Below are 19,728 nucleotides of genomic sequence, written 5' to 3'. Positions count from 1 at the left end.
CTAATTTGATTTTTTGATTACGAAAAGACCCCCTTCTATATCGCTGATAATAATGTTTCCACTGGCGAAATACGGATAATTGCTCCAGGCCCCTTCAAAACCGGTCACATTAGAAGCGGGATAGGTGTCAAAAAAACCGGTTTCCATAAAATTGGCGTTACCAATATCGCTTATGTCTAAAATGCGTAGGCCCGCAGAATAATTGCTGAGGTAAAGCGTGTTGCCTTTTACATAATAATTGTGATCAATAGCCCGGGTGGGACCCGCATAAGTCCCCACTTCAACCGGATTATCCAGATCTGAAAAGTCAAAAACAAGACTGCGTGTATTGAAACCCACCCGCAATTCGTCCAGCTCATCATTGGCTATAAAGTAACGCTGATCTTCAGAAAACCAGCCCTGATGCGTGTAAAAAGCATTGGCATATTCCATTTTTGAGATAAAAACAGGATTTGCAACATTGGTTACATCAATGATGGTAACGCTGTCTTCGTTACTGGCCACACAAATTTGGCGACCGGTATAGTCTAAATCGGGACCCGAGTAGGTGACTACCTGCGCATCGTGAGTATACCCGTCGCCATCATACCCACCCAAAGTTGTTGGATTTTGAGGGTCTGTAATATCGATAATATGAATACCCCCCTTAAACGTTTCGGCACCCACAACATAAACCCGGGCCTCATCTTCGTTAATAACCACGTTATGAGCACTGCCAAAGTCAAGATTCACAGCATCGGCTGTAAAGGTTTGTGCGGCAGTAAGGTTTCTCAGTCGCGTGAGGTCAAAAACCTGTAAACCGTGATTGGGTGCCTCGCTGACGATATAGGCATGATTGCCATAAACTTTTATATCCCGCCAGGGAGAAGCTACAGTTCGGGTGGGTAATTTGCCTAAATAAATCGGGCTTTCAGCATCTGAAATATCAACAAAAGTGGTTCCGTTATCGACTCCCATTAGTGCATATTCCTTTCCTGAAACCGGGTCTGTCCAGCCCCAGACATCGTTGCCCGAAGCTCCCTGTAAGCGTCTTAGCGGAATTCTGCTCTGCAAATCATAGCCTGAACATGGGTATTCCCCTGCAAATCCGTTTTCACACGGAGTGGCTGTACCCTGCGTAAGCCCATCGTCTCCGGCGTCAATCGCAGGAGGCAAATCTGCATCATCTGTACGCGAACAAGCCGCTAAAAAACACAAGGCAAACAAAGCGGGGAGCAGATGATCAAATTTCATAATCGTTGATTTTAATAGAACAAAGAGCCTCTTTAATTTCTGAAGGCAGCCTTCTAAAATAGGTTAAACGTTTAAAACACCTAAGTATTTCGAGTAATTCCCGTTAACTTTGCACCAAAATACAGGAGTTATGTTTGAAAACAAAGAGCAAAGCCGAACCTCGCTGAGTGAGCTGGGTGAATTTGGACTCATAGACCATCTGACCAAAAATTTTAGCATTAGCCAGGAAACCACTGTTAAAGGTATTGGGGACGATGCCGCTGTAATAGATACGAAAGGTAAACACCTTTTGGTTTCGACAGATTTGTTAATTGAAGGGGTACACTTTGATTTGGCGTTCATGCCCTTAAAGCATCTGGGCTATAAAGCGGTGATGGTTAATCTTTCAGACATTTACGCGATGAATGCCAAAGCCACGCAAATCACCGTTTCGCTGGCTGTTTCAAACCGTTTTCCGCTAGAAGCTCTTGAAGAATTGTATGCCGGTATTGAACTGGCTTGTTCAATTTACAAAATAGATCTCGTAGGTGGGGACACCACTTCGAGTACCAAAGGCCTTTTGATAAGTGTAACAGCAATGGGAGTTGCAGATGCCGATGACATCGTTACCCGCTATGGTGCAGGCGAAGGTGATTTACTCGTCGTTTCAGGAGACCTGGGCGCTTCGTATATGGGTTTACAGGTTTTGGAACGCGAAAAACAGGTACATCAGGTAAATCCCAACGCACAACCTGATCTTGAGCCGTATTCTTATCTCATTGAGCGCCAGCTTAAGCCCGAAGCCCGAAAGGATATTGTAGAACTGCTTGCTGCTCTGGAGGTTAAACCCACGGCTATGATAGACATTAGCGACGGTTTATCTTCAGAAATTATACACCTGTGCAAAAAGTCTGAAGTAGGATGCAGACTCTACGAAGAAAAAATACCTCTTGATCCCCAGCTCATTAATGTATGTGAGGAGTTTGAAATTGACAGCACAACTGTTGCCCTAAGCGGCGGGGAAGATTATGAGCTTCTCTTCACCATCAGGCAGGAGGATTTTGAAAAGATCAAGGGCAATCCCAATTTTAGCATCATTGGGCATATGACCGCAGCTAATGACGGTATGAATTTAATTACCCGTGCAAATACAGCAATACCAATAGTTGCCCGTGGATGGAATGCACTTCAGAACGAGGAGTAATTATGCCGACTGGCGTGCGTGCCTGAAAATGTAGAATTTTTCCATCACCTCATTAATACGACGCAATTTTGGGGTTAAGGGCTGTAACTCACCGTGGTCATTTTCGGTAAATTGCTGACGGCATTTACAGCACTCATATTCTTTTTTGTTAGTTTGATAAGACCGAAGAACCTGATACTTGTGGCCAAATAGCTTACATAGAATCATGCGATAGGGGTTTTTGGAGAAGAACGAATAATTCATTTTTAGGGTTTTTGAAATTAGGTAGTTAAATTTAACAGAATTATTCGTTAAAAGAAAAATTTTAATCGCCAAAACGCACATTTTATCAGCTTAAAGCACATAATTGAAAATTTTTTAATCTTTTCCTCTATTTTATGTGTAAAACTCAATAAAAAGCCCGGTTATCAACAAATGTTGAAAACTTTTTTCCGCCTAAAATCATTAAAAACCGACCAATAAACTCACAACTTCCGTAAAATTCTCAATATGAAGCATATGCCCGCCGGCTAAAACGTCAATTTCCACCCCCTTAGATGAAAATTTTTGCTGCATTTTACCGGGATCAATAAGACCATCATCACTGCCTAAAATCATGCTTTTTTTAAACCTTGCACGTTCCCAAAACTCCGAATAATCAGGTCGTTTACTCATCGCCTTTTGGCAGGCTATGTACGCTTCTGCACTAACCCGGAGGGCTTCGGCTTTTGTTTGTGCAATTTCCTGCTCCAGAGCCGCTCTCTTCTTTGATGAGAACAAATTGGTCACAGACATCGAGATGAGGGCTTCATAATTACGCCCGGCCATATCTACAGCATGATTACGCATTTCCTTCCGCTCTGCGCTATCTGCTTCAGGCGTAGAATTAAGCAATAAAATCCCTTTTGTTTTTTGAGGATAGGCTTCCGCGAATGCGAGTGCCACATAGCCACCCATAGAATGACCTACAAATTTCACCTCGGTAAGCTCCAGTTTTTCGAGAACTTCATTTACTGCACCGGCCATATCAGAAAGCGTCATCTCATCATGAGCAAGATTTGAATTTCCATGACCCGGCAAATCGATCACCAGTATGTGGTAGTGCTTAACGAGCTCGTCAAGCATAGGCTCCCACATCAGGTGATTCTCCAAAAAACCATGCAGCAGGCATAAGGTTTCACCCTTGCCGTAGTGCTTATAAAATAATTGTCCCTCGCCTTTCTTTGCGTTCATTTTAGTTTATCTTTCGGCCGGAAAGATACAGTTACTATGCGATTTTCTAAAGGAACACTCGTTACGGGTTTCGCTATATTTTCATTGTTTTTTGGTGCCGGAAACCTCATCCTGCCCCCCTATCTGGGTTATACAGCAGGATCAAACTGGTTTTGGGTAAGCATAGGATTCTGCATATCAGCGGTGTTAATACCTTTACTGGGTATTTTCGCGCACGCCCGGGTTCAGGGAAGTATGCTTGATTTAGCCAATAAAGTACACCCGATCTTCAGCATTATTTTTTGCGCTCTGGTCTATCTCGTAGCCATAACCCTGCCCGGACCCAGAACTGCGTCTGTAACTTATGAGATGGCCATCGAGCCCTATTTTGAGATCAGTTCACTTACCTCGAGTGCTATTTATTTTGGTCTTGCCCTGCTATTTGCACTAAACCGGTCGAGGGTCCTCAATGCTTTGGGAAAATACCTCACCCCGCTGCTGTTACTTATTCTCACCACGATTATCTGTATTGCACTTTTTGCACAGTTACCTCCGGCAACCGGCTCACAAATGCTCAGCCCGGTGACCTCGGGTCTTTTAGAAGGCTATCAAACCTTTGATGCTATTGGGGCTATAGTTATAGGAGCAGTAGTGGTTATTTCTCTTAATCTGGTAAACCCTGAAAGCCATCAGGTGAAAAAAAACCTGATGATACAGGCCGGAAGCCTGGCCGGACTTGGATTGCTCCTTATTTATATAGGTATGATTTACGTGGGCTCTCTTTATGGAAGCCAAACCGACCTCACTTCCCGTACCGACTTACTGGCTTTCCTGAGCTATGACACCCTGGGTTCTGGAGGGCGTATTTTGCTTTCTATTCTGGTGGGTCTCGCCTGTTTCACCACCGCAGTAGGTATCGTCACCGGGACTGCCGACTTTGTAAAAGGTCTTTTTAAGAATTCACAAAAAGCCTATGTACTTACCGCGATGGTTGCCGCCGCGCTTGGCGTACTTATAGGTCAGACCGGCGTTGCCTATATTATTGCAGTAGCCGTACCCGCATTAAGTTTTATTTATCCTTTAGTCATTGTATTAATTGTTTTGAACTTATTTTCAGATCGTTTTGTATCTATTCTCATTTTTAGACTGGTTGCGATTGTGACTATCGTATTTAGTATTCCCGATTTTCTGGTAGCCCTTAATGCCGAAAATTATGAAGGTCGCTTTACGTGGATTCCTTTTTCAGATTATGGAGTGGGCTGGATTTTGCCGGTTCTGCTCACCTTTGTATTCGGAAAGAGTATTGAGCATTTCTATCTTAAATCAAATACTCCTAAAACCGAAAACTAGTGGCCAAAAAAGGAACTCCCAAAAACGGAAAAAACAAAGCGAAACACTCGAAGTTACTCAAACGCAAAAAAGACAAACTGCGTTCTGAAAAAGAAGCTCGCGCTCTTAAACTCGAGGAAATCATCAAAGCAGCACAATCTAAAGAATAGATTTGAGCCAAATATTTATTAAAAATGATTTTACATTATCTTGAATGATAGATATTTGCAGCTATGAAAGCAGAACCCACATTAATTTGCATCCCCGATATAAGCGGTTTTACCCAGTTTATGCGGGAGGCCAACTTTGATCTTACAGCACAGGTCATACCTGCACTGCTCAATGAGATTATTTATGCCAATACCATAAATCTGCAGGTTTCTGAAATAGAAGGTGATGCAGTACTTTTCTTTAGAAGCGGCGAGTTACCGGCTATTGGAGAACTGGTAGAACAATGTAAAACCTTCTACAAAGAATTCTACAAACGCATAGACAAGTTGTACAAAAAGCATAAAAACGAGGAGGATGCCCGCAGCATCTCTGAAATTTTAGGTCTTAAAATCATACTTCACTACGGCGAAGAAATTGCCATGGTACCCATAGGTAATCGTATAAAACTGATGGGAGAGGATGTCATTACCGCGCATCGTATGCTTAAAAACGATATCCCTATTGAGGAGTACATCGTATTTTCAGAACAGGTGTATAGCAAATTTGATAAAGATGAGTTCGCCGGTTTTTGCAACTGGTCTGAAATACACGAAGGGCATCTTGACATTGAGCATCTGGGGGTTCTCAATTACAAATATGTAGACCTTAATCCGCTGAATTAAAAACTGTTTCTCTCTTAAAACTTACTGTTTACTTAACCTGCGCTGTTTTAGATCCTGCTCAATTTGTGTTTCCTTGGCTTTGTTAATTTCATAGAAGAAAAGCAGTGCCACACCCAATAAGAACGGGATAGAAGGATAAATACTTACCAATAATTTTGTGCCCTGTATTGCTGTTTCGGGCTGTATGATATCTTCAACGGCTACCGTAGCGGCTTCTTTGGTTATGTAATTGTACAGACCCAAAATCCAGGCAACCAGTGCCCCACCAATACTAAGACCTCCTTTAAGCCCCACCATCATTGCCGAAAATATTATAGCGGTGGCTCTTCGGTTATTTTTCCATTCGGAATAATCAGCAACATCTGCGATCATTGCCCAAAGCAGGGGAATCGTGATTCCGTAGAAAAAACCGTGTAAAATCTGAGATACAAACATAAGGATCACGGCGTCTTTCGGGAAAAAATAAAAAGCGAGAATAAAAAGCGTGGATATAAATAAGGCTACGCCGAAAACATCCCGCTTCCCATACTTATCTGCAAATCGCTTTGAAAATGTGATACCTACAATCATAAAAATGATTCCGCCCGCGTTAAAAAGACCGAAGCCCGCAGAAACCGGATTTTCACCAAAAAAATTAACGCCGATAGCTTCAAGTCCGCTCAAAATGGGTTCTATAAAGGTTGTAAGCGAGGTTGGATCTACATAATTTTTGAAGTAATAGACATACGAACCCCCTTTCATCGCGAGGGTAATGAAAACCAACGTTGTAAGCACAAGCATGATCACCCAGGGCTTATTTTTAACCAAATCACCCAGGTCCTCTTTCAAACTCGATTCCTGATCTATGGTAGGAACTATACGTTCTCTTGTGGTCAAAAACGTAATGATCAGCATTACAGTACCTATAATAGCCAGCCAGGTCATAACGATCTCAATACCTACAGCCTGATCTCCACCTCCGGCAGACTCAATAATGGGCAACATAAATACCTGAACAAAGAACTGGGCAAACATAACCGCGACAAAGCGATAGGAAGACAAGCTATTGCGCTCACTCATATCACCTGTAATCACACCACTCAAGGCCGAATACGGCAGGTTGTTGGCAGCATAAAGCAGCAACAACAAGGTGTAGGTAACTACCGCGTAAATTACTTTGCCCTTGTAGTCAAAATCAGGTGTTGTAAAAGCCAGCAATGCTACTACTCCCAGAGGAATGGCCGTATAGAGAATCCACGGTCTAAATTTACCGTAGCGGGAACGCGTACGATCTGCAAGCGCACCGATTACGGGATTAAAACCAAAAGCCGCGATCATCCCCACTATAAATATAATCACCGAAGCATCATTGGCCTTCAGACCGTAAATATCGGTGTAAAAATAAGCGAGGTAGGTCATTAAGGTCTGAAACACTAGGTTTGCAGACAAATCGCCCAGACTGTAACCAATTTTTTCTTTAATGGATAATTTTTGGGATTGCGTACTCATAGATAACGGGCTAAATGAATTCTGTATTAGTCTACGATACCGACCTGCCTTAATCTTAAGGAAATCGATTGCGTAAAAGCTATTTTAGGTTTTAAGAACTAAGGTAAAAAGATAGCATATATTCTTTTGGACTATAAGCTAACAGCGACCCAAGATACTACCTTTGAACGACAATAAAAAAATTAAAAGCCTCCGAAATGAGGCTTTATTCACTTTTAATCAAAAATCTATGTCCGTTTTACAACTCGAATTCGAAATGAACAGTCAGTCTTTAGCAGAATAGCTAATTTCCTGAATGCAAATTCGTCTGCTTTGATCACCCAGCTGCAGCGTAGTTTCCTCTCCCGGCTTTTTCCCCATCAAGGCACGTGCTACCGGAGCCGTAAATGCTATTTTTTGTTGCTTAACATCTGCCTCATCAACTCCCACAATCTGTAACGTTACCGGTTTATTGGCCCCTGAGATAGTGTAAGTCACCCGTGCGCCAAAACGCACCTCATCGGTATCTACTTTATCCAGCAGTCTGGCACTTGCAAGTCGCTCCTTAAGTAAATTGAGTTTTCCATTGAGTACGGCCAGTGCTCTGCGCCGCTCCCGCTCATCGGGCTCTTCAAGATCTGAGATTTCCCGCAGTAACTCCTTCTGCTCCTCTTTTAATGCCTGCAATCCGGCCGGAGTCACATAATTGGTCGCACCGGCAGGTAAAGCCGCCCTTGGCGGAATTATAGGCGTTTCTTCCTGATCGTCTTCTTTTACAAATCCTCTGCTCATAGCTTGTGTTGTAAGTCTAAAAGCTAGGTATTTTAAAAGGGAACGGGTATTAAATAAAGTATAATGTTGGACTTCACCAATGCTCAGTACCTTTTTCCCCTTTAAACGGACCGGTCAAATCTGGCGTGATCCAACCCGCATAAAATGCACTGTCCTGTGCTTTTACCTGTTCCCCATCTCCAACTGAACTATGCCGAAGTATAAAGAGCTAATCTGCTAAAGGGAACGAATTTTGTTGTAATTTACACGTCCATTTCCGAAATCCTATCCTAAATAAATTACGCACCACTACTAGTGCAAAGTTCACCCGAGGTTGACCCGTAGTTCACCCGTACTTTACCCGAATACAATGCTACGATAAGGCATACATACCTCCCGGATGAAGCTACTAAAAAGCTAAGATGATCCATTTAAACCTTATTTAGTAATTTCGGAGTGACCGTGCCAGGTGTGTCGGTCAAACCGTGCCACTTTATCCCAAATCACTCTCATAGCGCCCTAATGCCCTGGCCTAAGCCTCATAAAAAATAGGAACCGCGCTTTACAACTGCTAAAATAGAATGTTTGTAAAGCATTCCGTTTAATGCCGGCTCAATTCTTATCGCCTTCAGAATTCAGGGAGTAACTGTAATACGATCTACTTATTCCGTTAGCGGGAGCCTGGGACTCCCCCGCTCCCGGTTAAGATCCAGTTTACTTTGCGCATCGTTCAAAGATCAGTCTGGGCTCAACTACCTTCTAACCAATTTGATACCATATTCCACCACAAAAACTGTGGTAAAGTGTGGTTGGAGTGTGGTTTCACTGTGGTAGCAGTGTGGTAGCACCTGGAAGATGCCTGCACGTAAACCGGTAGCTGCCTAGAAGCAAAGCGGGCTCTATAATAGGGTGAATGGTCAAAAACGCGTTGGATTGTAAACCGGGATATTGCTGTTTTGAGGTATAAATATTTAAAACTTTACTTAATTGTAACCTGCTGATGATTAGCAATAAAAGAGTTGATATCCCGTCAATCACTTTTACAAACGACTATATTTGTATTGATATAACAAGTTGTGGGTAATTTAAACAAAGAGTATTAAAACTATGGACTCGGCTGAATTTAGAAAATTGATAGCAAAACATTTTTCACCGAAAATTCGTGAATTAGGGTGGAAAGGTTCTGGATTTCATTACAGAAAACCAGAAGAAAATCATATTATCAATATTTTTGGACTTCAAGGAAGTAGATGGGGCGGAACAATTTATTGTGAAACCGCTATTTGCTTTGATTTTATGAACGATTTAGCTGGTTTATCTTTTGAGAAAAGCACATATGCAAGTTGTCTAATTCGAAAAAGATTGCAGCCATTAGAAAGGACAGGTGGAGCTTGGGATATTCATAATGACCAAGAAAAAAATCTCGAGGAAGTAAACTCAATTTGGAATGCTTTTCAAAACCAAGGAGCAAAGTTCTACAATGATTTTGCGGACTTTCCTCATCCTTTTGATAATATAAAACCGATAGATTTACAAACAAGTGACAATTATAAAATACTTGGAAAATATTATGTCGGAAACGACATTGAATTGGCTAATCTTTTAAAAGAGATAAACCTCTTACTTGGAAACAAAAGTATCGCCAAAGAATTTGCTAAAATCGGAATTGCAGGAGTTAATGAATTAAAAAAGAAACTATTATTTGGCAGAAAAACCAAATCGTATAGGGAAACTGAAAGACACCTCGAAAATAAAATTAAAGATCTAACAATTGAATAAAAAACTACCCACAATCGAGTGTGTGGACACTACCTCATAAAGTGTGTAACTAAAAATCAACAACACTATTCAAAGCTTTATCAGCAGCTGCACTAGCAAAATAGGATTGATACATCATCGTTATGCTAACCAAAATATCTAGAGTCTAATGTAGTAATTTAAGGGTATTAATAAACATTGAAATTAAAAAAGCCCAAATGATTCTTAATTTTATTAACTCGACGAAATCCTTATAATGTTGTATCTGAGCAATAAAAAAAGGGTTAGGTTTTCACCTAAGCCCTTTAAGTACCCCGGGTGGGAATCGAACCCACACTCGTAAGAACTGGGTTTTGAATCCAGCGCGTCTACCAATTCCGCCACCGAGGCAATTGGAGGGCAAAAATACTAAAAATTCTATTTTACCAAGCAAAAAAGACATCAAATAAATCTCTCAAAGCCAATTTAATTTATACTTTTGCACCCTCTTATAAATTGAGGAACTCTAAACATAAGATAACCATGTCAGTATCAACGCCTGAAGCCAAAATTTTCCCGTGCACACAAAGCCGGGATTTAGCCGAAAAAATAGCTAAAGCTTACGGGCAACCTCTGGGCAAAATCATCACGTCTACTTACAGCGACGGCGAATTTCAGCCTTCCTTTGAAGAATCGATACGCGGTACACGGGTATTTATTATAGGTTCAACCATGCCCAGCAGTGAAAACCTGATGGAAATGCTCCTGATGCTTGACGCAGCAAAACGCGCTTCGGCACGTCATATTACCGCGGTGCTTCCCTACTTTGGTTGGGCACGCCAGGATCGTAAAGACAAGCCACGCGTACCTATCGCTGCAAAACTGGTTGCCAATTTATTAGAGACCGCAGGTGCGACACGTATTATTACGATGGACCTGCACGCCGATCAGATTCAGGGCTTTTTTGAGCGTCCCGTAGATCACCTGTTTGCATCAACGGTGTTTCTGCCTTATTTGCGCTCACTCAACCTGCCTAATCTCACCATCGCATCACCCGATATGGGTGGTTCTAAACGGGCTTATGCCTATTCAAAAGCTTTAGATTGTGATGTGGTAATCTGTTACAAACAGCGCGAGAAGGCAAACGTCATCAGCTATATGGAACTGATAGGTAGCGTAGAAGGACGCAACGTCATTCTTGTAGATGATATGGTAGACACCGCCGGCACCCTGACCAAGGCAGCAGATTTGATGATGGAGCGTGGTGCCTTGAGCGTACGTGCGATTTGTACACACGCCCTGCTAAGTGGCAACGCTTACGAGCGACTCGAAAAAAGCAAACTGCAGGAATTGATTGTTACAGACAGTATTCCTCCAAAACAACAAAGCGATAAAGTGCGCATCGTAAGCTGCGCAGATTTATTTGCAGACGTGATGCACCGGGTGCACAGCAACACCTCAATCGCGTCAAAATTCTTAATGTAATTTATTAATACTTAATATATATTTAAATGAAGTCAATCACGATCACAGGATCTAAAAGAGAAAGCGTGGGCAAAAAGGCAACTAAAGCCCTACGTAATGCTGGAGAGGTTCCTTGCGTACTTTACGGAGGGGATGAACCAGTGCACTTTAACGCGCCGGAAATTGCGTTTAAAGATTTGGTTTACACTCCAGATGCGCATACCGCGACGTTGGAGCTTGACGGAAACACCTATATGGCGATCCTTCAGGACATCCAGTTTCACCCGGTAACAGATCGCATACTTCACATCGATTTCTATCAAATCTTTGAAGGTAAAGAAGTAGCTATGACCGTACCGGTACACTACGAGGGTAACTCTCGCGGGGTACGTAACGGGGGTGTATTGCGTAAAACCTACCGTACACTACGTGTTAAGGCTCTTCCTAAAGACCTTCCAGATTACGTTACGGTTAACATCAGCGACCTTAAAATTGGTGATAAGCGTTCAATCTCTGAGATCGAGCAAGGTCCCTGGAAATATATGCACCCGGAAGACACCATCGTTTGTCAGGTACGTACTTCACGTAACATGGTTGAAGATCTTGAAGACGAGGAAGAAGAAGGTGAAGAAGGAGAAACTGCTGCTGCAGAAGGAGAAACTGAAGAAGCAAAAGCTGAAGAGTAGACCCTGTTTCCTTTTACAAATCAAAGAGGTTGCCGCATCGGCAGCCTCTTTTTTTTTGCTTTATACTAATCGTGTTTTGGGCGTGACCACAAGGGTCGGGCCATCCGTTGCAATTCCTCGTCCCGATCTTTCGGGACTGCGGGATTTCCACTACTGTCCCTCACGCACGGAAAATCAAGTCATTCGCACCGGCTTCCTCTATAAAAACAATACCAAACCGCGCGATACAATCGCGCAAAAGCAAACACCGTACATCACGCAAAGCAGAATTTCTGATTTCTGATTTCTGATTTTCGAAGACCGCCTACTCCCAGGAAGAGATATCTCGGCAACTCCAGTCTGATGTGATTTCTCAGTTGCTTAGGGCTCCTTCGAAATGACTGCCTGACTAGTTAAAAATGCGGAATGCTGAGTTTTTTGACTTTTTACCTTTTACCTGCCAACTGAAAACTGAGACTGCCTACTAATTCTGAATGCGGAATGCTGAGTTATGAATTCAAACGATCCAAAAAACCAACTCTGCGCGCTCCAAACTCCAGACTCAGAATTAAACTACTATTTTAAATTCCCACCTGTAACTTACAACCCGCACCTGACTGCCGCCACCCAGGAAGCCGTGTATGTGCAACTCCAAGCTGATGTGATTTCTCAGTCGCTTAGGGCTCCTTCGAAATGACTGCCTGACTAGTTAAGAATGCGGAATGCTGAGTTTTTTGACTTTTACTTCTTACTTCATACCTTCCACCTTTTACCTGCCAACTGAAAACTGAGACTGCCTACTAATTCTGAATGCGGAATGCTGAGTTATGAATTCAAACGATCCAAAAAACCAACTCTGCGCGCTCCAAACTCCAAACTCAGAATTAAACTACTATTTTAAATTCCCACCTGTAACTTACAACCCGCACCTGACTGCCGCCACCCAGGAAGCCGTGTATGTGCAACTCCAAGCTGATGTGATTTCTCAGTCGCTTAGGGCTCCTTCGAAATGACTGTCTGACTAGTTAAGAATGCGGAATGCTGAGTTTTTTGACTTTTCACCTTTTTCTTCTTACTTCATACCTTCCACCTTTTACCTGCCAACTGCTAACTGCTAACTGCTAACTGCTAACTAAAAACTGAGACTGCCTACTCACTAAAACTATTTCTAATTTCATTAAGACGCACTCCCATTCAAAATGTTAACTTTGTCCCGTGCCTATGAACCGGGTCGCTTCCCGTAATGCTTCGGGCGTGACGCGGGCACAAAAAATTAGGATGTAAGCACTTCATACCCGTAATACCGTATGATTTCATTTTTCGGAAAACTTTTCGGCACAAAACAAGAGAACATTGACCCCATGAAAAAATTCCTCATAGTGGGATTGGGCAACATTGGCCCCAAATATCACAACACCCGCCACAACATCGGCTTTAAAATACTGGACGCCTACGCGGCAGAAAAAGAAGAAACCTGGGCTACCGAAAAACTTGGAGATATCGCCCTGCTCAAAGTGCGCGGTAAAACCGTGATTTTGCTTAAGCCCAATACGTATATGAACCTCAGTGGTAAAGCGGTAAAATACTGGATGCAAAAAGAAAAAATAAGCCTGGAGAACCTGCTCATCATTACAGACGATCTCAATCTCGATTTTGGCACCATTCGCGTAAAGACCAAAGGCAGCGACGGCGGTCATAACGGACTAAAAGACATTCAAAACCAGCTGCTCACTTCAAACTACAACCGCTTTCGGTTTGGCATAGGCGATCGTTTTAGCAAAGGCAAACAAATCGATTACGTTTTAGGCGAGTGGGACAGCGAAGAAGAAAAAGACATGCCCGAAAGACTGGATATCTCGTGCAAGGTTATAGAAAGTTTTATAGCTTCGGGGATTACAAATACGATGAACGCGTATAACGGCAAATAGTTTGAGACAGCACACATCAGCACAAGAATTTAACGGTACAAAAGGTACGGTAGTCACCATTGGCACTTTTGACGGGGTGCATTTGGGCCATCGCAAGATCATCAAGCGTTTGCTGGCCAGTGCGGCCGGTAACGACCTGGAATCTGTGGTACTCACCTTTTTCCCACATCCCAGGATGGTCCTGCAAAAAGAAGCGCAGATCAAGCTCATCAATACCATTAACGAGCGCATCGCTTTACTTGAAGCCACCGGTCTTGATCATCTGGTGATTCACCCGTTTACCCAGGAGTTTTCAAGGCTTACCGCAGAAGAATTCGTCAAGGATATTCTGGTTGATCAACTCAAAGCCCGCAAAGTCATCATAGGCTACGACCATCGTTTTGGCCGTAACCGAAATGCCAATATAGAAGATTTAAAAGCCTTTGGAAAACAGTATGATTTTGATGTGGAAGAAATTTCCAAGCAGGATGTGGATGATGTTGCGGTGAGTTCGACCAAAATACGCAAAGCCCTGCTTGAAGGCGATCTCGATCGTGCCAACGAATATCTGGGCTACCCGTTTATGCTTAGCGGAACCGTATCCCGCGGCAAAGGCCTGGGCCGTAAATTTAATTATCCTACTGCCAACCTAAAAATCGCAGAAGACTATAAAATCATTCCCGCAAAAGGGGTTTACGCGGTGCAGTCTGTTATTGCTAACCGAACGGTCTACGGGATGATGAGCATAGGCACTAACCCTACCGTGGGCGGTAGCGATCTCAGCATTGAGACCTTCTTCTTTGATTTTGAAGGCGACCTGTACGAGCAGCATCTGGAGATCACCCTGCTTACCCGCATCAGGGATGAAAAGAAATTTAACGGAGTTGATGAGCTTATCGCTGCAATGCAGGAAGATGAAGTATTTTCCCGGGATTATATCGCAAAATTAAATGCTTAATCAATGGCTCTATAAGCAGGTTGACAACAGCGCGTTGGTCGTGTTTAGGGTCCTGTTTGGGTTTTTGATTACCTGTGAGGCCTGGGGTGCCATCGCAACGAGCTGGATACGCACCACCCTCGTTGAACCGCAGTTTACCTTCAACTTTATAGGCCTTGACTTTTTACAGCCGCTTCCCGGCGACCTGATGTATTACTATTATGGGCTGATGGGTTTTTTTGGTGTGCTTGTAATGCTGGGCTACAAATACCGTTTTAGTGTACTTGCTTACGGCGTGATGTGGACCTGCGTGTACCTGATGCAAAAGTCTTCCTACAACAACCATTATTACCTGCTGATGCTGCTTTTGGGCATTATGGCCTGCTTTCCGGCGAATCGCTATTTATCGCTCGATGCAAAGCAAAACCCGAAGATTAAACAAAATCACATGCCCCGCTGGGTGTATATCGTCATCATCGCCCAGTTGTGGATTGTGTATACCTATGCTTCGGTGGCCAAAATATACCCGGACTGGTTAGATGCCAGCGTTGCCGGCCAGCTGATGCAATCAAAAGCCGATTACTGGCTAGTAGGCGAAATGCTTCAGCAAAAATGGGTACACTGGTGCATCGCCTACTTTGGGATCTTTTTTGATCTGCTCATCATCCCGGCCCTGCTTTGGAAACGCACCCGAAAGACGGCATTTATCATTTCGATCTTCTTTCACCTGTTCAATTCGTTTATTTTCCACATTGGGATTTTTCCGTATTTGTCACTGGCATTTACACTGTTTTTCTTTCCGGCAGAAACCATACAGCGCATTTTTCTGCCTAAAAAAACCTTTTACGAAGCCGGTGAAATCATCAGACCTAAACATTACAAACCCATTCTTATGGTTTTTGGCCTGTACTTTTTGGTACAAATCGCGCTGCCCTTACGCCACTGGTTTATACAAGATAATGTACTCTGGACCGAAGAAGGTCATCGCCTCAGCTGGCGCATGATGCTGCGTTCTAAAAGCGGAAGGATTCATTTTAAAGTGGTTGACAAAAGTACCGGAAAAGAACTACCCTTTAATCACCGCGACTGGCTATCCACTAAAGAACTGCGCAGTGTGAGCGTAAAACCGGATTGTATCTGGCAGTTTTGCCAGCGCGTAAAAGAAGATTATGCTGCAAAAGGCACCGATGTTGCGATTTATGTAGATTGTAAAGTAAGCGTCAATGCCCGTCCCTACCATCCCCTTATCAATCCCGAAGTGGATATGGCTGATGCCAAATGGGATTATTTCTGGCACAACGACTGGCTGATGCCCTCGCCTGATTTGAGTAAACGAGAGGTTAAAGAGCATGTCCTGGATTAATGCTTCACTTATTTAAGTGCAGACATGTCGTTTTAAACACTCTTTTAAAGCCCAATTCCGTATTTTTGCCGTCTAAAATTTAAGCCATGCTACACGTTAACGACATTCGTGAACACAAAGAAGCCTATATTCAAGCACTTACAAAACGGAATTTTGAGGCTTCCACCATTTTCGATCAGGTACTTGATCTGGACGAAAAACGCCGTAGCACCCAGGCTTCGCTAGACAATACGCTGGCTGAAAGCAATAAACTTTCTAAAGAAATCGGGATGCTGTTTAAAAACGGTGAACCCAAAAAAGCCAACATCCTCAAGGAGCGCACCGGTAAACTGAAGGAAGATTCTAAAAATCTTCAGGAAACTCTGGCCGAAACTATCGCAGCCCTTGACCAATTGCTGTACACTATCCCAAACATCCCGCAAGAGAGTGTGCCGGCAGGGAAAAGTGATGCCGATAACGAAGAGGTCTTTAAAAAAGGAGACATTCCCGTTTTGGCTGAAGGCAGCCTGCCCCACTGGGAACTGGCTAAAAAATACGACATCATCGATTTTGAACTGGGTAACAAGATTACCGGCGCCGGTTTTCCGGTTTATAAAAACAAAGGCGCGCGTTTACAGCGGGCTTTGATCAACTATTTTCTGGATAAAAACACCGCTGCCGGTTATACGGAATATCAGGTGCCACACTTGGTAAATGAAGCTTCCGGCTTTGGTACCGGCCAATTGCCCGATAAAGAAGGTCAGATGTACCACGTAGGCCTTGACGACTTGTACCTCATCCCAACCGCAGAAGTACCGGTGACCAACTTGTTCCGCGATGATTTGCTCGAAGATAAAGACCTGCCAATCACCTGCACAGGCTATACTCCGTGTTTCCGTCGTGAAGCCGGTTCATACGGGGCTCACGTACGCGGTCTTAACCGTCTGCATCAGTTTGACAAAGTCGAAATCGTGCGCATCGAACGCGCAGAAGACAGTGACGCCGCTCTTGACGGAATGGTTGAACACGTAAAAGGTATTCTTGACGAACTTAAATTGCCTTATCGTATTTTGAGATTATGTGGAGGCGACCTGGGCTTCACTTCTACCCTTACCTACGATTTTGAAGTGTTCTCAACCGCACAGGACCGCTGGCTCGAAATCAGCAGTGTGTCTAACTTTAAAACCTTTCAGGCAAACCGCTTAAAACTGCGTTACAAAGACAAAGACGGCAACAAGCAACTGGCACACACCCTCAACGGAAGCGCCCTGGCCCTGCCCCGCGTTCTCGCTGGAATTTTAGAGAATTACCAGACCGAAGACGGCATCAAAATCCCTGAGGTTTTGGTTCCGTATTGTGGTTTTGATAAAATAGACTAGCCGCGTACGTTTTACACAGGTATTACGTTTAGTACAGGAGTGTTCTGGCACATCTTTAGTATATTTAATGGGGTGCTTTTAATTTGTACCTCAAATTTGCCATTGACATCAATCCCGGTTTTTCCGGGTAAAATCAAAAAAGCGTGTTGCGTAAAGTTGTTCTCTTAGCGGTAATTCTGATTTCAGGCGTTAGTGCTTTCGCACAAAACGAGCTGCTTGCCCGTAATTATATGGAGCAGGGCGAGTACGACAAAGCTGTTACCGTGTTTGAAAGTCTGGTCAAAGAAACGCCGGGTAACTTCACCTTTGTAACCGGTCTGGTTGAAGCTTATCAGCAAACGGAAGCCTATTCCAAAGCAGATAGTCTGCTGCTTAACACTCTGGAAAACACCCGAAACAAACCCGTTCTTGAGGTTGAACTGGGTTACAACAAACAGCTGCAGGGAAAGGAAACCGAAGCGCAGGCTCTTTACAATAAGGCCATCGCGGGCATAGCTGAAAACCCGGGTTATGCCAGTGGCGTAGCCCGCACTTTTCAAAAATACAGTTTGCTGGAAGAAGCTATAAAGTCTTATGAAACCGCGCAGGAGATTAATCCCGCAAACCGTTTTGATTATCAATTAGCTTCATTATACGGTGAGCTTGGAGATTATGAAACCATGTTCCAGATGAACCTGAATATGCTGGAGCAGGGTGATAATCAAACTCTAAATGCTCAGCGCAATATCAGCCGATTTATAACCGACGACAATACAAACCTAGCCAATCAAACCCTGCGCAAAGTTATATTAACGCGTATGCAGGACAACCCAGACCTGCTCTACAATCGTATGCTCAGCTGGCTGTTTATTCAACAAAAAGAATACGACAAGGCTTTTATACAGGAAAAAGCAATCGCAAAGCGCAGCGGTAACTTTTCGGGGATCGCTACCCTTGCCATTGTCGCCGAACAGAATGAAGAAGATACTTTGGCTATCGGCATTTTGGAGTATTTGATTAACGAAACCATCGACGAGGAACAGCGCCTTTTTGCCCGTCAAAAATACCTGGAACTTAAACTCAAATCTGCAAATCCTGAAGGACTAAAGGATATCGACGCGCAGTATGCCTCCCTGCTTGAAACGTATGGTAAATCGGCTTTAACTTTAGAGCTTCAGGCAGATTATGCGCATTTTTTAGCCTTCCGCTTTGCAAAAAAAGAACAGGCAACAAACCTGCTTGAAGAAGCGCTCAACCTTCCACTCAATAACTTTCAGGAAGCCCGTATCAAAATGGAACTGGCCGATATTCTCGTGCTTGAAGAGCGCTTTAATGCCGCGCTGATTTACTATTCGCAAATTCAGAAAAAGCTTAAGGACAACGTCATCGCTCAGGAAGCCCGTTTTAAAGTGGCCAAAACCAGTTACTACAAAGGCGATTTTGAATGGGCCAAAACCCAGTTGAAGGTTCTTAAATCTTCCGCAGAACAACTCATTGCAAACGACGCTCAGGATTTGTACCTGCTCATTACCGACAATACCGTTAACGATTCGACCCAAACCGCCTTAAAAACCTACGCACAGGCCGATTTACGCAGTTACCAGAATCGCGATGAAGATGCTATTGCCATCTACGACCGGGTTTTAAAGGATTTCGCGGGCGAAAAAATTGAAGACGAAGCCCTACTGGCTCAAGCCCTGCTTTTTGAGGACAAAAAAGAATATCAAAAGGCAGCAGACAACTACCTGAAGATACTGGAAAGCCATGGTAGCGATATTCTCGCAGATGATGCCCATTACCGGCTTGCAAACCTCTATGCCGCTCAACTCAACCAGCCCGAAAAGGCAAAAGAGCAGTACGAGCAAATCCTATTTAACTTTGCAGACAGCATTTTTTATGTAGATGCCCAGCAAAAATACCGCAGATTGCGCGGTGACGCAATCAACTAAAGACAAAACAAACCCTATGATTATTTACAATGTAACCGTAAATGTTGACGACAGCATACACAAGGATTGGCTGTACTGGATACGCAATGAGCACATCCCCGAGATGCTCGCAACCGGGAAGTTTATTAAAGCCCTGATGACCAAAGTACTCGTAGAGGAAGAAATGGGCGGTCAAAGCTATTCCATTCAATATACCGCAAAAAGCAAAGATGCTCTCGCCCGTTTTTACAAGGAAGACGTGGATCGTCTGGACGGCGAAGCCGGAAAATTTGGTGATAAAGTGCTGTTTTTCAAAACCGAATTGGAAATCGTTACCGAACAAACCGAATTTAATCCGCATTAAACCGAAGCCGGAAGCTTTA

Annotated in this window: 19 protein-coding genes and 1 tRNA gene; 14 read left to right on the top strand and 6 right to left on the bottom strand. The window is 43.5% G+C overall.

Annotated features, from left to right (window positions below; all coding sequences use genetic code 11):
* The gene (locus ACSSS3_RS08860; protein ID WP_442847266.1) at positions 1-1,233 is read right to left on the bottom strand and encodes a choice-of-anchor B family protein; all 1,233 of its coding nucleotides are present in this window, start codon (positions 1,231-1,233) and stop codon (positions 1-3) included.
* Positions 1,234-1,363: 130 nt separating this feature from the next.
* On the opposite strand from ACSSS3_RS08860, the gene thiL reads away from it, so the two are divergent.
* Positions 1,364-2,416 carry a thiamine-phosphate kinase gene (thiL, locus tag ACSSS3_RS08855; protein WP_442847265.1) on the top strand — a complete coding sequence of 351 codons (1,053 nt, stop codon included), beginning with the start codon at positions 1,364-1,366 and terminating at the stop codon, positions 2,414-2,416.
* Here the strand turns inward: thiL and ACSSS3_RS08850 are convergent, their stop codons facing one another.
* Positions 2,417-2,659, bottom strand: a complete 243-nt coding sequence (locus ACSSS3_RS08850; protein WP_442847264.1) for a DUF1660 family phage protein — start codon at positions 2,657-2,659, stop codon at positions 2,417-2,419. It abuts the gene before it with no gap.
* A 201-nt stretch (positions 2,660-2,860) separates the two neighbouring features.
* Positions 2,861-3,628, bottom strand: coding sequence for an alpha/beta fold hydrolase (locus ACSSS3_RS08845; protein ID WP_442847263.1), 768 nt, complete (start codon positions 3,626-3,628; stop codon positions 2,861-2,863).
* A 36-nt stretch (positions 3,629-3,664) separates the two neighbouring features.
* On the opposite strand from ACSSS3_RS08845, the gene brnQ reads away from it, so the two are divergent.
* The 3 genes from brnQ to ACSSS3_RS08830 all read left to right on the top strand — a co-directional run bounded on the left by brnQ (position 3,665) and on the right by ACSSS3_RS08830 (position 5,769).
* Positions 3,665-4,957 (top strand): branched-chain amino acid transport system II carrier protein, encoded by a 1,293-nt coding sequence (gene brnQ, locus ACSSS3_RS08840; RefSeq protein WP_442847262.1) that lies wholly within the window; start codon positions 3,665-3,667, stop codon positions 4,955-4,957.
* The gene (locus tag ACSSS3_RS08835) at positions 4,957-5,106 is read left to right on the top strand and encodes a hypothetical protein (RefSeq protein ID WP_442847261.1); all 150 of its coding nucleotides are present in this window, start codon (positions 4,957-4,959) and stop codon (positions 5,104-5,106) included. Before brnQ ends, ACSSS3_RS08835 begins: the two co-directional genes overlap by 1 nt.
* A 63-nt stretch (positions 5,107-5,169) precedes the next feature.
* Positions 5,170-5,769: a DUF2652 domain-containing protein gene (locus tag ACSSS3_RS08830; protein WP_442847260.1), complete on the top strand. Its 600-nt coding sequence runs from the start codon at positions 5,170-5,172 to the stop codon at positions 5,767-5,769.
* Between the two features lie 21 nt (positions 5,770-5,790).
* Here the strand turns inward: ACSSS3_RS08830 and ACSSS3_RS08825 are convergent, their stop codons facing one another.
* Positions 5,791-7,257, bottom strand: a complete 1,467-nt coding sequence (locus ACSSS3_RS08825) for an MFS transporter (RefSeq protein ID WP_442847259.1) — start codon at positions 7,255-7,257, stop codon at positions 5,791-5,793.
* Between the two features lie 264 nt (positions 7,258-7,521).
* Positions 7,522-8,028: a GreA/GreB family elongation factor gene (locus tag ACSSS3_RS08820; RefSeq protein WP_442847258.1), complete on the bottom strand. Its 507-nt coding sequence runs from the start codon at positions 8,026-8,028 to the stop codon at positions 7,522-7,524.
* A 1,086-nt stretch (positions 8,029-9,114) separates the two neighbouring features.
* On the opposite strand from ACSSS3_RS08820, the gene ACSSS3_RS08815 reads away from it, so the two are divergent.
* A complete protein-coding gene (locus ACSSS3_RS08815) occupies positions 9,115-9,786 on the top strand; it encodes a DUF4304 domain-containing protein (RefSeq protein WP_442847257.1) in 672 nt (223 codons plus the stop codon).
* A gap of 289 nt (positions 9,787-10,075) precedes the next feature.
* On the opposite strand, the gene ACSSS3_RS08810 is transcribed toward ACSSS3_RS08815, so the two are convergent.
* Positions 10,076-10,155 (bottom strand) — tRNA-Leu (locus ACSSS3_RS08810).
* A 132-nt stretch (positions 10,156-10,287) separates the two neighbouring features.
* On the opposite strand from ACSSS3_RS08810, the gene ACSSS3_RS08805 reads away from it, so the two are divergent.
* The 9 genes from ACSSS3_RS08805 (at position 10,288) to ACSSS3_RS08765 (ending at position 19,709) form a co-directional block, all read left to right on the top strand.
* Complete coding sequence (locus tag ACSSS3_RS08805; protein WP_099644507.1) at positions 10,288-11,229, top strand: ribose-phosphate pyrophosphokinase; 942 nt, start codon at positions 10,288-10,290, stop codon at positions 11,227-11,229.
* 26 nt (positions 11,230-11,255) lie between these two features.
* Positions 11,256-11,894, top strand: a complete 639-nt coding sequence (locus ACSSS3_RS08800) for a 50S ribosomal protein L25/general stress protein Ctc (RefSeq protein ID WP_099644506.1) — start codon at positions 11,256-11,258, stop codon at positions 11,892-11,894.
* Positions 11,833-12,177 carry a hypothetical protein gene (locus ACSSS3_RS08795; RefSeq protein ID WP_442847441.1) on the top strand — a complete coding sequence of 115 codons (345 nt, stop codon included), beginning with the start codon at positions 11,833-11,835 and terminating at the stop codon, positions 12,175-12,177. The genes ACSSS3_RS08800 and ACSSS3_RS08795 overlap by 62 nt, the downstream gene beginning before the upstream one ends.
* Before the next feature lie 1,003 nt (positions 12,178-13,180).
* Positions 13,181-13,801, top strand: coding sequence for an aminoacyl-tRNA hydrolase (pth, locus tag ACSSS3_RS08790; protein ID WP_442847256.1), 621 nt, complete (start codon positions 13,181-13,183; stop codon positions 13,799-13,801).
* A gap of 1 nt (position 13,802) precedes the next feature.
* A complete protein-coding gene (locus ACSSS3_RS08785; protein ID WP_442847255.1) occupies positions 13,803-14,738 on the top strand; it encodes a bifunctional riboflavin kinase/FAD synthetase in 936 nt (311 codons plus the stop codon).
* The gene (locus ACSSS3_RS08780; RefSeq protein WP_442847254.1) at positions 14,731-16,080 is read left to right on the top strand and encodes an HTTM domain-containing protein; all 1,350 of its coding nucleotides are present in this window, start codon (positions 14,731-14,733) and stop codon (positions 16,078-16,080) included. The genes ACSSS3_RS08785 and ACSSS3_RS08780 overlap by 8 nt, the downstream gene beginning before the upstream one ends.
* Before the next feature lie 86 nt (positions 16,081-16,166).
* Complete coding sequence (serS, locus tag ACSSS3_RS08775) at positions 16,167-17,438, top strand: serine--tRNA ligase (RefSeq protein ID WP_442847253.1); 1,272 nt, start codon at positions 16,167-16,169, stop codon at positions 17,436-17,438.
* A gap of 146 nt (positions 17,439-17,584) precedes the next feature.
* Entirely contained in the window at positions 17,585-19,366 is a 1,782-nt protein-coding gene (locus tag ACSSS3_RS08770) for a tetratricopeptide repeat protein (RefSeq protein ID WP_442847252.1), read from the top strand.
* A 16-nt stretch (positions 19,367-19,382) separates the two neighbouring features.
* Entirely contained in the window at positions 19,383-19,709 is a 327-nt protein-coding gene (locus ACSSS3_RS08765; RefSeq protein ID WP_442847251.1) for a DUF4286 family protein, read from the top strand.
* Positions 19,710-19,728: the final 19 nt, after the last annotated feature.

Source organism: Leeuwenhoekiella sp. H156, from assembly GCF_052218455.1.
GTDB lineage: Bacteria > Bacteroidota > Bacteroidia > Flavobacteriales > Flavobacteriaceae > Leeuwenhoekiella > Leeuwenhoekiella parthenopeia.
The sequence above is the reverse complement of the archived record's forward strand: the minus strand, read 5'-3'. Positions and strand labels throughout refer to the sequence as shown.

Coding starts and splice junctions, on each gene's coding strand:
- ACSSS3_RS08765 (WP_442847251.1), top strand. CDS start 19,383: ATGATTATTTACAATGTAACCGTAAATGTTGACGACAGCATACACAAG.
- thiL (WP_442847265.1), top strand. CDS start 1,364: ATGTTTGAAAACAAAGAGCAAAGCCGAACCTCGCTGAGTGAGCTGGGT.
- ACSSS3_RS08820 (WP_442847258.1), bottom strand. CDS start 8,028: ATGAGCAGAGGATTTGTAAAAGAAGACGATCAGGAAGAAACGCCTATA.
- pth (WP_442847256.1), top strand. CDS start 13,181: ATGATTTCATTTTTCGGAAAACTTTTCGGCACAAAACAAGAGAACATT.
- ACSSS3_RS08830 (WP_442847260.1), top strand. CDS start 5,170: ATGAAAGCAGAACCCACATTAATTTGCATCCCCGATATAAGCGGTTTT.
- ACSSS3_RS08815 (WP_442847257.1), top strand. CDS start 9,115: ATGGACTCGGCTGAATTTAGAAAATTGATAGCAAAACATTTTTCACCG.
- ACSSS3_RS08805 (WP_099644507.1), top strand. CDS start 10,288: ATGTCAGTATCAACGCCTGAAGCCAAAATTTTCCCGTGCACACAAAGC.
- ACSSS3_RS08780 (WP_442847254.1), top strand. CDS start 14,731: ATGCTTAATCAATGGCTCTATAAGCAGGTTGACAACAGCGCGTTGGTC.
- brnQ (WP_442847262.1), top strand. CDS start 3,665: ATGCGATTTTCTAAAGGAACACTCGTTACGGGTTTCGCTATATTTTCA.
- ACSSS3_RS08850 (WP_442847264.1), bottom strand. CDS start 2,659: ATGAATTATTCGTTCTTCTCCAAAAACCCCTATCGCATGATTCTATGT.
- ACSSS3_RS08860 (WP_442847266.1), bottom strand. CDS start 1,233: ATGAAATTTGATCATCTGCTCCCCGCTTTGTTTGCCTTGTGTTTTTTA.
- ACSSS3_RS08825 (WP_442847259.1), bottom strand. CDS start 7,257: ATGAGTACGCAATCCCAAAAATTATCCATTAAAGAAAAAATTGGTTAC.
- serS (WP_442847253.1), top strand. CDS start 16,167: ATGCTACACGTTAACGACATTCGTGAACACAAAGAAGCCTATATTCAA.
- ACSSS3_RS08845 (WP_442847263.1), bottom strand. CDS start 3,628: ATGAACGCAAAGAAAGGCGAGGGACAATTATTTTATAAGCACTACGGC.
- ACSSS3_RS08800 (WP_099644506.1), top strand. CDS start 11,256: ATGAAGTCAATCACGATCACAGGATCTAAAAGAGAAAGCGTGGGCAAA.